Annotated in this window: 15 protein-coding genes; 5 read left to right on the forward strand and 10 right to left on the reverse strand. The window is 47.3% G+C overall.

Annotation, left to right across the window (positions count from 1 at the left end):
* Positions 1 to 21 precede the first annotated feature (21 nt).
* From C4S60_RS04845 to treC, 4 genes are all read left to right on the forward strand, one after another.
* Positions 22 to 387: an MliC family protein gene (locus tag C4S60_RS04845; RefSeq protein WP_160111329.1), complete on the forward strand. Its 366-nt coding sequence runs from the start codon at positions 22 to 24 to the stop codon at positions 385 to 387.
* A complete protein-coding gene (gene treR / locus C4S60_RS04850; protein ID WP_103879205.1) occupies positions 384 to 1,328 on the forward strand; it encodes a trehalose operon repressor TreR in 945 nt (314 codons plus the stop codon). Before C4S60_RS04845 ends, treR begins: the two co-directional genes overlap by 4 nt.
* 236 nt (positions 1,329 to 1,564) lie before the next feature.
* Positions 1,565 to 2,989 (forward strand): PTS trehalose transporter subunit IIBC, encoded by a 1,425-nt coding sequence (gene treB, locus C4S60_RS04855; RefSeq protein ID WP_103879206.1) that lies wholly within the window; start codon positions 1,565 to 1,567, stop codon positions 2,987 to 2,989.
* A gap of 72 nt (positions 2,990 to 3,061) precedes the next feature.
* Positions 3,062 to 4,744 (forward strand): alpha,alpha-phosphotrehalase, encoded by a 1,683-nt coding sequence (treC, locus tag C4S60_RS04860; protein WP_103879207.1) that lies wholly within the window; start codon positions 3,062 to 3,064, stop codon positions 4,742 to 4,744.
* A 31-nt stretch (positions 4,745 to 4,775) separates the two neighbouring features.
* On the opposite strand, the gene C4S60_RS04865 is transcribed toward treC, so the two are convergent.
* On the reverse strand, positions 4,776 to 5,375 hold the full coding sequence (locus C4S60_RS04865) for a YitT family protein (protein WP_103879208.1): 600 nt from the start codon (positions 5,373 to 5,375) through the stop codon (positions 4,776 to 4,778).
* A 348-nt stretch (positions 5,376 to 5,723) separates the two neighbouring features.
* Here C4S60_RS04865 and glyA point away from each other — a divergent pair, with 348 nt between their 5' ends.
* Positions 5,724 to 6,974, forward strand: coding sequence for a serine hydroxymethyltransferase (glyA, locus tag C4S60_RS04870; protein ID WP_103879209.1), 1,251 nt, complete (start codon positions 5,724 to 5,726; stop codon positions 6,972 to 6,974).
* 85 nt (positions 6,975 to 7,059) lie between these two features.
* Here glyA and C4S60_RS04875 read toward each other — a convergent pair whose 3' ends face one another.
* From C4S60_RS04875 to rlmH, 9 genes are all read right to left on the reverse strand, one after another.
* Positions 7,060 to 7,389: a hypothetical protein gene (locus C4S60_RS04875; RefSeq protein WP_103879210.1), complete on the reverse strand. Its 330-nt coding sequence runs from the start codon at positions 7,387 to 7,389 to the stop codon at positions 7,060 to 7,062.
* A gap of 153 nt (positions 7,390 to 7,542) precedes the next feature.
* A complete protein-coding gene (gene lipA / locus C4S60_RS04880; RefSeq protein WP_103879211.1) occupies positions 7,543 to 8,508 on the reverse strand; it encodes a lipoyl synthase in 966 nt (321 codons plus the stop codon).
* A gap of 4 nt (positions 8,509 to 8,512) precedes the next feature.
* Entirely contained in the window at positions 8,513 to 9,154 is a 642-nt protein-coding gene (gene lipB / locus C4S60_RS04885; protein ID WP_103879212.1) for a lipoyl(octanoyl) transferase LipB, read from the reverse strand.
* A 175-nt stretch (positions 9,155 to 9,329) separates the two neighbouring features.
* A complete protein-coding gene (ybeD, locus tag C4S60_RS04890; RefSeq protein WP_042473702.1) occupies positions 9,330 to 9,608 on the reverse strand; it encodes a DUF493 family protein YbeD in 279 nt (92 codons plus the stop codon).
* Positions 9,609 to 9,740: 132 nt separating this feature from the next.
* The gene (locus tag C4S60_RS04895) at positions 9,741 to 10,898 is read right to left on the reverse strand and encodes a serine hydrolase (RefSeq protein ID WP_425275108.1); all 1,158 of its coding nucleotides are present in this window, start codon (positions 10,896 to 10,898) and stop codon (positions 9,741 to 9,743) included.
* A gap of 122 nt (positions 10,899 to 11,020) precedes the next feature.
* The gene (locus C4S60_RS04900) at positions 11,021 to 11,818 is read right to left on the reverse strand and encodes a septal ring lytic transglycosylase RlpA family protein (RefSeq protein WP_103879214.1); all 798 of its coding nucleotides are present in this window, start codon (positions 11,816 to 11,818) and stop codon (positions 11,021 to 11,023) included.
* On the reverse strand, positions 11,818 to 12,939 hold the full coding sequence (gene rodA / locus C4S60_RS04905) for a rod shape-determining protein RodA (RefSeq protein WP_103879215.1): 1,122 nt from the start codon (positions 12,937 to 12,939) through the stop codon (positions 11,818 to 11,820). The genes C4S60_RS04900 and rodA overlap by 1 nt, the downstream gene beginning before the upstream one ends.
* Positions 12,936 to 14,819 carry a penicillin-binding protein 2 gene (mrdA, locus tag C4S60_RS04910; protein ID WP_103879216.1) on the reverse strand — a complete coding sequence of 628 codons (1,884 nt, stop codon included), beginning with the start codon at positions 14,817 to 14,819 and terminating at the stop codon, positions 12,936 to 12,938. The genes rodA and mrdA overlap by 4 nt, the downstream gene beginning before the upstream one ends.
* An 11-nt stretch (positions 14,820 to 14,830) precedes the next feature.
* Entirely contained in the window at positions 14,831 to 15,301 is a 471-nt protein-coding gene (gene rlmH, locus C4S60_RS04915; protein ID WP_103879217.1) for a 23S rRNA (pseudouridine(1915)-N(3))-methyltransferase RlmH, read from the reverse strand.
* Positions 15,302 to 15,303 lie beyond the last annotated feature (2 nt).

The following is a 15,303-nucleotide window of genomic DNA, read 5'->3' on the forward strand; positions in this document are numbered from 1 at the left end:
TTGACTCATCGGGAGGTGCATGTGTTTTCATCGATAAGAAACGGGGCAATTGCTGCAGTAGTGCTTGGGGGATTAACGGCGTGCAGCAGCCCGCAGCAACCAGCAGTAAAGAGTAACTATCCAGTATTGCAATACACCTGTGATCAGCAAAGTTTTCAGGTTACGCAGTTATCCGGGGAACAGATTTTGTTACTCATCGATGGTACCGAGTACCATTTGCATCGTGTACCCTCAGCATCAGGTATCAAATATACGTTAGACGGGCAATCTCAAGCAGAGTCCGAAGTGGAGTTGTTTAGCAAAGGGCGTGAAAGTTTGCTGACCATCGCGGGAGACACTGACGATACCTGCCTGATGACGACAAGAAGTATTCCAAATAATCAATGAGCAAGAAACTCACCATACTGGATATCGCAAAGCTCTCGGGTGTCGGTAAATCGACCGTTTCCCGAGTGCTAACGAATGATCCTAAAGTCAAACCTGAAACCCGTGAAAAAGTTGAACGTGTCATCGCAGAACACGGTTATGTACCTTCTAAGTCTGCGCAATCGATGCGTGGTGGCGGTGTTCAGAAGGTCATCGGGGTGATTATTTCCCGCCTGGACTCCCCATCTGAAAATAAAGCGGTAAGCAGCATGCTGAATGTGCTTTATGGAGCAGGTTACGATGTGGTGATCATGGAGAGCCAGTTCGATCCCGTCAAGACTAATGAACACCTGTCTGTGCTGCGCAAACGTAATGTTGAAGGGGTGATCGTCTTTGGCTTCACTGAGCTTGATATTGAGGCGGTCTCGCTGTGGAACGAGAAGGTCGTGGTCATTGCCATGGATACGGATCAAGTGTCCTCGATCAATTATGACAACCAGGGTCTGATACGTGCGGTACTCGATAAGCTGAAACAGCAGGGCGTTGATGATCTGGCTTACATCGGGGTGGATCCTGAGGATAAAACGACGGGGCTGGCTCGTTTGACGGCATATCAGACCTGGTGCGTACAACATAATTTGCCAGCGGTTCATCGTACTGGCGCACTGCACCATGAGAGTGCCTATAAACTGGTGGATGAGGTTCTGACTGACTCATTGCAAGCCATTGTGTGCGCTAGTGATACTCTGGCGTTGGGAACGATAAAACGTTTGCAAGAACTGGGACGCGAAGATGTCGTGGTGACTGGTGTTGGCGGTAATGAGTTGCTCTCTTTCTTGTTCCCGAACATCTACAGTATTGATCCTGGCTACCAACAAGCAGGAGAAAAGGCCGCTAACCTACTAATTAGCCAGTTAAAAGGTGAGAAATCTATCTCACATTTGACTCAGGAAGCCGTGTAACCCTGCTTCAGATTCCTTTTTTTCTCTGATTGTCTGCTGCATTTGTCAGCAATTATTGTGATCACACTCAACTAATGGGAATGTTCCCATTTTTAATTTTCCGGTGCCGTGGCACACTATATTCAGAATTTGGGAATGTTCCCATAAGCGCATTGCGATATTATTAATAGAACGAGACAAAAGGACTTAGACGTCACAAACCCTGCGTCTCCATATCAGTAAAAGGTGTACATACGATGAGCAAAATAGCCAAGCAAGATATTGCTGCCATCATCGAAGGCGTCGGCGGAGCCGACAACATTGCCAGTGTCAGTCACTGCCTGACTCGCTTGAGGTTTGTCCTGAACGATACCGACAAAGCGGATAAGTCGGTTCTGGAAAGCATGAAGATGGTTAAAGGTTGCTTCACCAATGCCGGCCAGTTTCAGGTGGTCATTGGGACTGAAGTGGACGAAGTCTACAAGCAGTTGATTGATATGGCGGGAAAAAAATCCGCCTCTAAAGATGACGCTAAGCTTGCTGCCCGTCAAAACATGAACTTTCTGGAACGTGGTATATCGCATCTGGCCGAAATTTTTGTTCCTCTTTTACCTGCGATTATCACTGGTGGTTTGATTCTGGGTTTCCGAAATGTCATCGGTGACATTCGGATGTTTGATGGCAAAACGCTGGTAGAAATCAGCCAGTTCTGGGCCACTGTACACTCTTTCCTATGGCTTATTGGTGAGGCGATCTTCTTCTTCCTGCCTGTCGGGGTATGTTGGTCTACGGTGAAAAAACTCGGTGGTACGCCGATTCTCGGTATTACATTGGGTGTTACTCTGGTCTCGCCGCAATTGATGAATGCCTACCTCATAGGTAAGCAGGCACCGGAAGTGTGGGATTTTGGTCTGTTTGTCATCGAAAAGGTGGGATATCAGGCTCAGGTGATCCCTGCCATGCTGGCGGGTATTGCATTAGCCTTTATTGAAACCAACCTGAAACGAATCGTGCCGAGCTACCTGTATCTGGTGGTAGTGCCATTCGTGTCTATCATCCTGTCAGTGATTCTTGCTCATGCCTTTATCGGTCCATTTGGCCGCGTGTTAGGTGATGGCGTTGCGTTTGCAGCTAAAGCGGCGATGACGGGGGATTTTGCTGTGCTGGGTTCTATGGTGTTTGGTTTCTTGTATGCACCGCTTGTTATTACCGGTATTCACCACACCACCAACGCGGTAGACCTGCAGTTGATGCAAGACCTTGGCGGCACACCGATCTGGCCTTTGATTGCGCTGTCTAACATCGCACAAGCATCAGCGGTTGTCGGCATCATCATTATCAGTAAGCGTGACGGTGAGCGTGACATCTCAGTACCAGCAGCCATCTCCGCTTACCTGGGTGTCACTGAGCCTGCTATGTACGGTATCAACCTGAAATACAAATTCCCAATGCTCAGTGCAATGATTGGTAGTGCATTGGCTGCGGCTATCTGTGGCAGCGCAGGTGTGATGGCCAACGGTATCGGTGTGGGTGGTCTTCCTGGCATCCTGTCTATCCAACCGCAGTTCTGGATGGTGTATCTGATGGCAATGTTAGTAGCAATGGCAGTGCCTATCATTCTGACCCTGTTCCTGTATAAACGCGCTCAATCGAAAGGCGAGCTAGAGCTTGCTAGCGCGTAACCCCCCCTTAGTGGCTCAGTTTGAGCCACTTCTTTTTCTTTTGTGTTTAATTGGTAAGTGAGATTGAAATCTATGAGTCAAACAGCTCAAAAAGACTGGTGGAAAACGGCCACGATTTATCAAATCTATCCGAAGAGTTTTTGTGATAGCGGTGATAAAGGGATGGGGGATATTAAGGGCATCACCTCAAAACTCGACTATCTATCAAGTTTAGGTGTAGATGCTATCTGGTTAACGCCAGTGTACGCCTCACCGATGATCGATAACGGTTACGATATCTCCGATTACTACGCCATTAACCCTGACTTTGGCACCATGCAAGACTTTGATGAACTGCTGGCTGCGGCGCATCACAAAGGTATTCGCATCATTATGGATATCGTTGTCAATCATACCTCGACGGAGCACCACTGGTTTCAGTCGGCATTGGGCAATAAACAAAGCCCTTATCGCGACTACTATATCTGGAAACCAAACCACGACGGCAAACTGCCGAACAACTGGCAGTCTAAGTTTGGTGGTTCAGCTTGGGCACTAGATGAAGCGACCAATGAATACTATCTGCATTTGTTTGCTAAAGAGCAGGCGGACCTTAACTGGGAAAACCCGCAAGTCCGTGAAGAAGTGAAGCAGGTTATTGAATTCTGGGCCAAGAAAGGTGTAGACGGTTTTAGGCTCGATGTGATTAACCTTATCTCAAAAGAGCAGGATTTTGCCGATGACCTTACCGGTGATGGCCGTCGTTTTTACACCGATGGCCCTCGTGTTCACGAGTATTTACAGGAGATCAGTGAAGCGGTGTTCCAGAAATACGGTTCGGTGACCGTAGGTGAAATGTCCTCAACAACGCTTGAACACTGTCAGCAATACAGTGCCGTTGACGGTAAAGAATTGTCAATGGTGTTTAATTTTCACCATCTAAAAGTCGATTATCCAAATGGAGAGAAGTGGACCAAAGCCGACTTTGATTTTCTGCAGCTCAAGCAGATCTTCAATCACTGGCAGACGGGCTTGAATGGTAAAGGGTGGGGTGCACTATTCTGGTGTAACCACGACCAGCCTCGCGTGGTTAGCCGTTTAGGTAACGACCAACAGTATCGAACTGAGTCGGCGAAAATGCTCGCGGCATCGGTACATCTGATGCAAGGCACACCTTATATCTATCAAGGTGAAGAAATCGGTATGACTAACCCAGGCTTTTCTGATATGAGTCAGTATCGTGATGTCGAAAGCCTCAACATGTACCAGTTAATGGTCGAACAGGGCGATACCTGTCATGACGATATGATGGCGATCTTGCGACAGAAATCTCGCGATAACTCTCGCACGCCTATGCAGTGGGATGACAGCAAACACGCAGGTTTTACTCAAGGCACGCCGTGGATTGGTGTCGCGGATAACTACCCAGAAATTAACGCACAAGCGGCGGTCGAAGATAAGCAGTCGGTGTTCTACTTCTACAAGCAATTGATCGCACTGCGTAAACAGCTACCGGTGATTACCGAAGGCGGTTACGTGGACCTATTCCCTGAGCATCCTCAGGTGCATGGTTACTTGCGTGAAAGCGACGATACTATGCTGCTTTGCTTGAACAACTACTACGGTGAAGAGACATGTGTTGAGCTGCCTGGGCAGTTCAATGGTTTGGCAGGCAGTGTGGTGCTCAACAATCTCAATCGAGAGCGGCAGATTAGTCTGAATAACGACATAAAACTGGACGGTTATGAAACCCTGGCGGTATTGATTCAAAAATGAAGATAAGGCCCCTGACAAGGGGCCTTATTCATCAACCATAAGTCACTACATATCGAGTAGGTTTGTGATTCATTGCTAGCACTAAGTTCAACATCACCGCACCCAATATCGAAATCGCAATAATTGACGGCGACACAAAGAAAAACGATGCCACCAAAATGGCACAATCAATCGCCATTTGCGTTTTACCCACTGAAATACCAAACTTATCCTGTATAAACAGGCACAGCACGTTGAACCCGCCCAGACTGGATCGGTGTCTGAACAAAATCAACATACCCAACCCCATGAGCAAGCCGCCGGCAATGGCGCAATAGATGGCGTTGACGTGTTCCAGAGTCACGACTCGGTGCATGTTGTCGGTAATGATAGATACCAGAGCACCCGAAATCGCGCTACTGGCAGCGAAACGCTTACCAAAACGTTTCCACGCGAGCAGATAAAATGGGCTATTAAGCGCAAAGTAGAGGGTACCAAACGAAATCGGGACAAATTGGCTGAACAACAGCGCTAGTCCTGTAGTACCACCCGTCAACAGTTGAGCTGATTGCAGGAAAAATATCCCCTGAGCGACGATAAAGGTGCCCGTGAGAATTGCAATCCAGTCTTCTTTAAGTGAGTGTTTTGGCATCAATTTTAAATTCTTCTAATCAATATTCGCGGCAATAGTATTGAAAAGATGATCTTTTCGGTAGCTTGAAGGGTAAATTTACGGTAAACCTATGTAATTCAATTTTTACACAGTGTAAATGGAATTATTGACACTTAGGGTACTTGTCGTAGTACCGCCACAGGCGTACATGATGTTACCTAAGGTTCACTATGAAAAAACTGCATGAGAAATTTCCAATTTTTCCTTTATGACCCAGATCAAATTATGTATGATGCAAGTCATCAAATGTGGTGACGAAAACGTTTGCTTTTGGTCATTGTGTGGTTTTTTTGAAACTTTCAGAACAATCTGAGTCAGGAGATACAGATGCTTAAGCGTGATATGAACATCGCTGATTACGATGCGGAGCTATTTGCAGCTATTCAAGAAGAGACACTTCGTCAAGAAGAGCACATCGAGCTTATCGCTTCGGAAAACTACACTAGCCCTCGCGTAATGGAAGCGCAAGGCTCTCAGCTAACTAACAAGTACGCTGAAGGTTACCCTGGTAAGCGCTACTACGGTGGCTGTGAGTATGTTGATAAAGCGGAAGCGTTAGCGATTGACCGCGCTTGTGAGCTTTTTGGTTGTGAATACGCGAACGTTCAGCCTCACTCTGGCTCTCAAGCGAACAGCGCAGTATATATGGCGTTGCTGAACCCAGGCGACACAGTTCTAGGTATGAGCCTGGCACACGGTGGTCACCTGACTCACGGCTCGCCAGTAAACTTCTCTGGTAAGCACTACAATGTCATTCCTTACGGCATCGATGAAGCGGGTCAAATCAACTACGACGAAATGGAACAGCTTGCTGTAGAGCACAAGCCTAAGATGATCATCGGTGGTTTCTCTGCATACAGCCAAATCGTCGATTGGGCTCGCATGCGTGAAATCGCAGACAAGGTTGGCGCTTACCTATTCGTTGATATGGCGCACGTAGCGGGTCTTATCGCTGCTGGTGTTTACCCAACACCAGTTCCACACGCTCATGTGGTAACCACGACGACACACAAAACACTAGCGGGTCCTCGCGGTGGTCTTATCCTGTCTAATGCAGGCGAAGACATGTACAAGAAACTGAACTCTGCGGTATTCCCAGGTGGTCAGGGTGGTCCTCTAATGCACGTTATCGCAGGTAAAGCGGTAGCGTTCAAAGAAGCGATGGAGCCTGAATTTAAAGAGTACCAGGCACGCGTTGTTAAGAATGCAAAAGCGATGGTGGCTCAGTTCCAAGAGCGCGGTTATAAGATTGTTTCTAACGGTACTGAAAACCACCTGTTCCTTGTTGACCTAATCGACAAAGACATCACTGGTAAAGAAGCCGACGCAGCACTAGGTGCAGCAAACATCACGGTAAACAAGAACTCTGTACCAAATGACCCGCGCAGCCCATTCGTAACGTCTGGTATTCGTGTTGGTTCTCCAGCTATTACTCGTCGTGGCTTCACCGAAGCAGACGCGACTGAGCTTGCTAACTGGATGTGTGATGTTCTAGACAACATTAACGATGAGTCAGTGATTGAAGCGACAAAAGCGAAAGTACTAGAGATCTGTAAGCGTCTACCGGTTTACGCTTAATTCTTTGATGCTTTAAAGCGAATAAAAAAAGCGAGCCAGAGGCTCGCTTTTTTAGTGGCTGAATCTTGAGGTTACTTGGGTATAACTACTTATTAATGTTAAGCAAGGTGCCCGATTTACATCTGAATGAGTAATACTTGCGACTCTCGCTAAACTGGCCTAAGCCTTCGCCATTACAGTAATCGATGTTGATATCACGCATGATATCCAGTGTTTTTTCGCTGTTAAGTGCGAACTTAGAGCCGTCCTTACAAACGATACGAACTCGGCCATCGTCGCTGACGGAGTAGAGGTTTACCTCTGTATTGCAAAGCTCGAATGACGCTTCCAGATAATTGTCTTGCTGAGTGTTTTGCGCACAACCTGCGATGATCGTTGCAGCGAGAATAGGCAAACCAATTTTAAGTAACTTCATGCTACATCCTTGATTGATTAATACTTTTCTTTAAGCCTACCTAAAAATAATAAAATAGCGAGTATGAGATTGTCATGTTGCACCATTTTCTCAAAAAAAACACGGATTGCTTCAAGGGCGAATCCGTGTTCAGACAGGGGAAGGCGTAGAGGTCTACTTCACTTCAACCCCTTTCGCTTGCAAGTCTGCGTGGTACGAAGAGCGCACAAATGGGCCACATGCAGCATGGGTAAAGCCCAAATCCAAAGCGATCTCTTTAAGCTCATCGAACTCTGATGGTGGCACATAACGTTCTACTGGCAGGTGATGGCGGCTAGGAGCCAGATACTGGCCAAGAGTTAGCATTGTCACGCCGTGCTCACGCAGATCTTTGAGGACTTCAACGATCTCTTCTTTGGTTTCTCCCAGACCCATCATCAACCCCGACTTCGTCGGAACATCCGGGTGCATCTCTTTAAACTTCTTAAGCAGCTGCAATGACCATTTGTAGTTTGCACCAGGGCGCGCTTTACGATACAGGCGAGGCGCGGTCTCTAGGTTGTGGTTAAACACGTCTGGCGGGTTATCTTTTAGCGCTTCAAGTGCCACGTCCATACGACCACGGAAGTCCGGCACCAGAGTTTCAATGCGGATTTCTGGATTAAGTGTCCGGATTTCTCGGTTGCAGTCAGCAAAGTGTTGTGCACCGCCATCACGCAGATCATCTCGGTCAACCGAGGTAACAACCACGTATTTAAGCTTCATATCTTTGATGGTTTGCGCAAGCTTTTGCGGCTCGCCTGCTTCAGGCGCATTTGGACGACCATGAGCAACGTCGCAGAATGGACAGCGACGAGTACAGATCGCACCGAGAATCATAAAAGTGGCCGTACCGTGATTGAAGCATTCAGCCAGGTTAGGGCAGGACGCTTCTTCACAAACCGAGTGCAGGTCGTTTTTACGCATCGCAGACTTGATATCTTGGATGCGCTGGCTATCGGCTGGCAGTTTGATCTTCATCCATTCAGGTTTACGAAGGATCTCTTTTTGCTCGGTTGGCATGTTCTTAACAGGAATCAGTGCCATTTTATCAGCGTCACGGTACTTAACGCCTTTTTCCATTTGGATAGGTTTGCTCATCGTCTTATGCTTCTTCGCTGAATTCTACTTGTTCATAATCAAGTATTGTTATAAGTGCTTTGATTAATTCGTCTTCTACGACGCCCACCTGTTGTGGACCGCCGAGCTGGCTAACCTGAACCATCTCCATACCCGCATAGCCGCAGGGGTTGATTCTCAGGAATGGTGACAGATCCATGTTGATGTTAAGCGCCAGTCCGTGGAAAGAGCACCCTTTTCGAATGCGAAGCCCCAAAGAACACACTTTTTTATCATCAACGTAAACGCCAGGTGCATCGGGTCTCGCTGCGGATTCGATATTATACGCATTTAACGTTTGAATAACGAGATTCTCGATGTGTGTGACCAGTTCGCGCACACCCAGTTTTTTGCGTCGTAGATTAATGAGAAAGTAAGCGACTAACTGGCCTGGGCCGTGGTAAGTGACCTGACCGCCACGATCGCTTTGAACGACGGGAATATCACCCGTGTTGAGCAGGTGCTCAGCCTTACCGGCTTGTCCTTGAGTGAACACAGGGTTGTGCTCCACTAACCAGACTTCGTCGCGAGTAGCTTCAGTACGATTGTCAGTGAAATCATGCATGGCTTTCCAGACTGGTTCATAGTCTTTTCGTCCAAGCTTTCTTACAACTAGCTGATTTTCCACCAGTCACCTCGTCGTTACTTAATAAAGTATTCGCATTATAAACATGTTGATGGATTTGAACTACCAATAAATAACGAATTCTTAACGCTTGATTAGCGTTTATAAGCTATCCATTTGATAAATAAAAAGAAAGCAGCCTAAGCTGCTTTCAAAAAAATTTGATAAATTAAATTTTTTATAGAACCATGCGAACAATGTCGATTTCACCAAGCTCTTTATAAAGGGTCTCTACCTGCTCAATAGAGGTCGCAGTGATGTTGATGGATACTGCGTGGTAGTTGCCTTTAGCACTTGGTTTAATCGTTGGGCTGTAGTCCCCTGGGGCATGACGCTGAATCACTTCCAGTACTTTCTCTGGAAGCTCTGGTTTCGCGTAACCCATCACTTTGAATGTAAAAGAGCAAGGGAACTCTAGCAGGTCTTTGAGTTTTGCATCAGAGTTGATGGTCAACATAATAGGGACTCCAAAAATACCAATTCGTTATAACGTGGCGAATAGTAATGCCTTATGTGGATGATCTCAAGCCAACATAAAATAAAGCCGCATAAAGCGGCTTTACAGAGACTTGGTTACTTTATGGCGTGCTTAGAACAAGCTCTTGAAAAGTAATACGATATAATCCCATAAGCGGCTGAATAGGCTACCTTCCTGAACATCTTCAAGCGCCAGTAATGGGTATTCAGCAACATCTTCGCCTTCTAGTTGATAGTATAGCTTACCAACGACATCACCCTTAGATATTGGTGCTTCTAGCTGCTTTTCAAGTACGAAGCTGGCTTTTAGATTTTTTGCCTGACCGCGTGGCAAAGTAACATAAGTGTCTTGGTCTACACCCAGGGCCACGGCGTCTTTGTCACCCATCCACACTTTTTCTTCTACGAAAGTCTCGTTAGCTTTGTGTGGGTTGACGGTTTCAAAGAAACGGAAGCCATAGCTAAGTAGCTTTTTGCTTTCTGACTTGCGGGCATTGGCGTTTTTCGTGCCCATAACAACCGCAACTAAACGCATCTTGCCTTCAGTCGCTGAACTTACCAGGCTGTATCCTGCTTTGCTCGTATGACCGGTTTTAATGCCATCAACGTTCATGCTCTTATCCCACAACAAACCGTTGCGGTTGTATTGCGTGATGCCGTTGTAGGTGAATTTCTTTTCCGAGTAGATGCGGTACTCATCCGGTACATCGCGAATCAATGCGCGGCCCAAAAGAGCCATATCATAAGGTGTGGAATAAAGATCTGCGTTATCCAGACCATGCACGTTTGCAAAGTGAGAGTTGGTCATGCCGATAGATTTCGCCCACGCGTTCATCAAATCAACGAAGGCGTCTTCGGAGCCGGCAATATGCTCGGCCATTGCAACACACGCATCATTACCTGACTGAATGATGATGCCTTTATTCAGCTCTTCAACACTGACTTTTGTGCCCACTTCAATGAACATTTTTGAAGAATCAGGGAAATTCTTAGCCCAAGCGTTTTTACTGATGGTGACTTCATCTTGTGGGCTGATATTACCGCGTTTAAGCTCTTGACCGATGACGTAGCTTGTCATCATTTTTGTCAGGCTTGCCGGATGAAGTTGAGTGTTCATCTCTTTTTCAGCAAGTACTTTACCCGAGTTGTAATCCATCAACACAAAGCCTTTAGCTGCGATTTGTGGTGCATCTGGCATAACAACAGGGGCCGCAGAGGCAGAAGTGGCTGCCAAAGATGCGGTAAGAGCAATAGAAGTTAGTAATTTCATAGAAGATTGGTTCTTATTCATTTGAATACATTAATTCGTTAATTGTCCGTATATTAACAGATTGGGCGTGGCAAACTAGATAGCCTACACTAAGTAACATCTGCTATTTATGTCAATGATGTTTACATTTTTTTGACGAAAGCTGAGGAGTAACCAATTTTTTGCACTTGTTCAAGGATGTCTTGAGTGTGCTTATAGTCCTGGAATGGTCCTAACATCAGACGATAGTTACTTTTCACTGGTGACAGAAAGGTGTCCACCGACAGTTTTTGACCAAGCTCACTCGATAAAGTTTCAATACGATCTTTATGAGGAGAGGCTGCAACCTGGATTGCATATTCAGGATGCCTATTTTTTGTGTGTTCTCCATTAGGACGCTCAACGATGATCACTTCAATTTCGACGTTAGCCGTACCGGTTTTGATCACATCAAGTTTACTCGCAGCGGCATAGCTTAAGTCGATGATTCGTCCTTCATGAAAGGGACCGCGGTCGTTGACACGCACGATGGTCTCTTTACCGTTGTCCAGATTAGTGACTTTGACATAGCTCGGTAGAGGCAATGTTTTGTGCGCCGCCGACATCGAGTACATGTCATACACTTCACCATTTGAAGTCAAATGGCCATGAAACTTCTTACCATACCAGGATGCCTGACCGCGTTCTTTAAAGCCTGCAGGATCTTTGATGATTTGGTAGCTATTACCGCGTAGCTTGTAGTTCTTATTGCCGCCTAAGCTGTAGGGCTCATATTTGGGCTGAGCGCCTTCAATATGATCAACAGAAATTGGAGTTTTAGGCGCCACGTCATCAGCGAGGTCGTAACGGCTGCTGGAAGAGGAGCAGCCCGCAAGTAAGAAAAGTCCGGCAACTAAGGTCGCCAAAGCTTGCTGTTTGCTGCTGTGAAAAATCGCTTTCATTACGTTGCCTTCGAAAATGCTTTTCTGTGAGTGTGAATTGACATGAGAATGCCAAAGCCAGCCATCAGCGTTACCATTGAGGTCCCGCCATAACTGACGAGCGGCAACGGAACACCCACTACCGGTAATATACCGCTTACCATACCAATATTTACGAAAACGTAAACAAAAAAGCTGAGTACGATACTGCCCGCCATCATTCGTCCAAATGCGGTTTGCGCTGAACTGGCCAGATATAGACCACGACCGATGATAAATAGGTACAGTGCCAGCAACATTAAGATGCCTATCATGCCCCATTCTTCGGCAATAACTGCAAAAATAAAGTCAGTATGTCGTTCTGGAATGAATTCCAGCTGCGATTGTGTTCCTTGCATCCAGCCTTTACCGGCAATGCCGCCAGAGCCAATAGCAATCTTACTCTGAATGATATGATACCCAGCACCTAGCGGATCCGACTCCGGGTCAAATAATGTTCTCACACGAACCTTCTGGTACTCGCGCATTAAGAAGAACCAAAGCACTGGGATAAATGCGCCCAGAGCAACCACAGCGCCGAAGATAATTTTCCAGCTAATGCCTGCCAGAAAGATAACAAAAATACCGGATGCGGCAATCAGGATAGAGGTGCCCAGATCAGGCTGTTTGGCGATCAGTATGGTGGGGACAAAGACCATGACCAGTGAAATCACCAAAGTTTGGAAGGTGATGGGTAAAGAACGTTTGCCTATGTAGCGTGCGACCATGAGGGGCACCGCAAGCTTGAGTAATTCAGATGGCTGAAAGCGCACGAAGCCGAGATTGAGCCAGCGCTGCGCGCCCTTTGAGGCTTCACCAAAGAACAGCACTCCAAGTAACAGCAATACACCGGCAAAAAACATGGCTGGTGCAAGCGTTTCGTAGGTTCTGGGGGAAATCTGCGCCAGAATGATCATCACAGTCAGGGACAAGACCATGCGCATCGCCTGGCGGTCCATCATTGCCAGACTTTGGCCACTGGCGCTATACATGACGATAAGGCCAAAAGCCATGAGAGCCAAAATGCCTAGTAGCAGAGGCAAGTCGATATGAAAGCGCTCAAACAGCACTCTGTTTTGTCCTGTTGATGGGTCAAATCTCATTCTTCTTCACTCTTTTCATCAAGCAAGGCTAAATCGAACAGTTGGCGAGCCACTGGCGCACCATTAGAGGAGCCGCCTCCGGCATTCTCTAGCACGACGGTGACAACGATCTTAGGATCTTTGAACGGCGCAAAACCGGTAAACAAAGCGTGATCCTTTAAGTGTTCTTCCAGCTCTTCAGCGTTGTATTCCTGATCCTCTGCCAGACTGAACACCTGGGCTGTCCCTGACTTACCACCTGAGTGATAAGGCATGTTTTTAAATGCACGACGTGCAGTGCCTTTGACACCGTGGTTTACCAGGCGCATACCCTCTAAGGCGATATCCCAATAGTTTTCCTGAACACCAGTAATCGGCGGACGAGAGTCAACCTCTGCCAATACCTGGTGATCGAAACTGTCCCCGTTGTTGATGGTTGCCCGTAATAGGTGAGGAGACAAAACTTCGCCGCGGTTCACCAATACGGAGGTCGCTTTGGCAATTTGCATCGGCGTGGCAGTCCAGTAACCCTGGCCGATACCTACAGGGATTGTGTCTCCCTGATACCATGGGGTTCTGTGCCGTGCCATTTTCCATTCACGGGTGGGCATGTTGGCTTTGCTTTCTTCGTAGATATCGATACCGGTGTAGTCCCCGAAACCGAACATCATCATCCATTTGGATAGTCTGTCTATCCCCATATCATAGGCAATCTGGTAGTAGAAGGTATCCACTGACTCTTCAATTGCTTTGAGGATATCGACTTTTCCGTGTCCCCAGCGCAACCAGTCACGGAAAGGACGAGTCTTAGAATTTGGAATACGCCAGTAGCCCGGGTCGTTGCGCGTGGTTTTGGTGGTAATGACCCCTTCTTCCAGAGCACCTACGGCAATAAACGGCTTGACCGTAGAGGCGGGGGGGTAAATGCCTAATGTGGCGCGGTTAACCAGCGGACGATTTTTATCATCCAACAAAGCTCGATACGCTTTGCCTGAGATACCATTTACAAACGCGTTCGGGTCATAGCTCGGGCTGGAGACCATTGCCAGTACACCGTTGTCATTCGGGTCAAGAATGATCGCCGAGCCTCGTCGCCCGGCCAGCAGTTTATGTACTTTGAGCTGCAGTTTAATGTCGAGGTTAAGAACGATGTCTTTGCCTGGAATCGGAGGAACAAACTTAAGGGTGCGAAGTATGCGTCCACGGCTGTTGACCTCTACTTCCTGATAGCCAGCGGTTCCGTGCAAAATGTCTTCGTAGTATCGCTCAATACCCAGCTTACCAATGTCCCTGGTCGCTTGATAATTCGAGTCTTTTTCCTCGCGAATCAGGCGTCTCATGTCTCGATCGTTGATGCGCGACACGTAGCCGATAACATGAGTTAGTACATCGCCAAATGGGTAGTAACGCTTCAGGTTCGCAGCAATCTCAACTCCGGGGAATTTGTGCTGATGAACAGAAAAGACGGCCACCTGCTCTTCGGTCAATTGAGTGAGAAGAGGAATCGACTTGAATCGACGCGTTCTTTTTCTATCGCGTTCGAAGGCTTCCACTCTTTCTTCCGGAATGTCCAGAAACGCTCGAAGTCCGGCAATGGTTTTATCCATGTTTTTCACCTTTTCAGGGGTGATCTCAAGGTTAAAAACCGGACGATTTTCGGCTAGTAAGATGCCGCTTCGGTCGTAAATCAGCCCGCGGTTAGGGGCGATAGGTACCACTTTGATTCGATTGTCGTTGGAACGGGTTTTATAGTCTTGGTACTGGTTAACCTGGATGTTGTAGAGGTTAGCGATCAGCACTAACATCATCGCGATGATAAACACGAATGCCACGATAGCACGGCTCGTGAATAGCCGTGCTTCTGCCTGATGATCCCGTATCTGGCTGCGTTTACGTTTCATAGATGGTTGAATTACTCTCTATGGTAAGGGTGATTAGCGGTGATCGACCAGGCGCGATATAGACTCTCGGCCATGACGATTCTTACCAGAGGGTGGGGGAGTGTTAATGCCGACAGAGACCAACTCTGATCTGCCGCCGCCTTGCACGCAGGAGCCAGACCTTCAGGGCCACCGATGAGTATGGACACATCTCGGCCATCCAGTTTCCAGCTTTCCAATTGTTCTGCCAGTTGTGGGGTGTCCCACTTCCTGCCGGGGATATCCAGTGTCACGATTCGGTTGCCTTTTGGTACAGCAGCCAGCATCGCTTCCCCTTCTTTTTGAAGAATACGTGCGATATCGGCGTTTTTACCCCGTTTCCCCGCAGCAATCTCGACCAGTTCCAGCGGCATATCATGTGGGAAGCGGCGTTTGTATTCCTGAAAGCCTTCTTCGACCCACTTTGGCATTTTTGTGCCGACAGCGATGAGTTGAAGTTTCAAAC

It is taken from the genome of Vibrio hangzhouensis (assembly GCF_900107935.1).
In the GTDB taxonomy this organism is placed as follows: domain Bacteria; phylum Pseudomonadota; class Gammaproteobacteria; order Enterobacterales; family Vibrionaceae; genus Vibrio; species Vibrio hangzhouensis.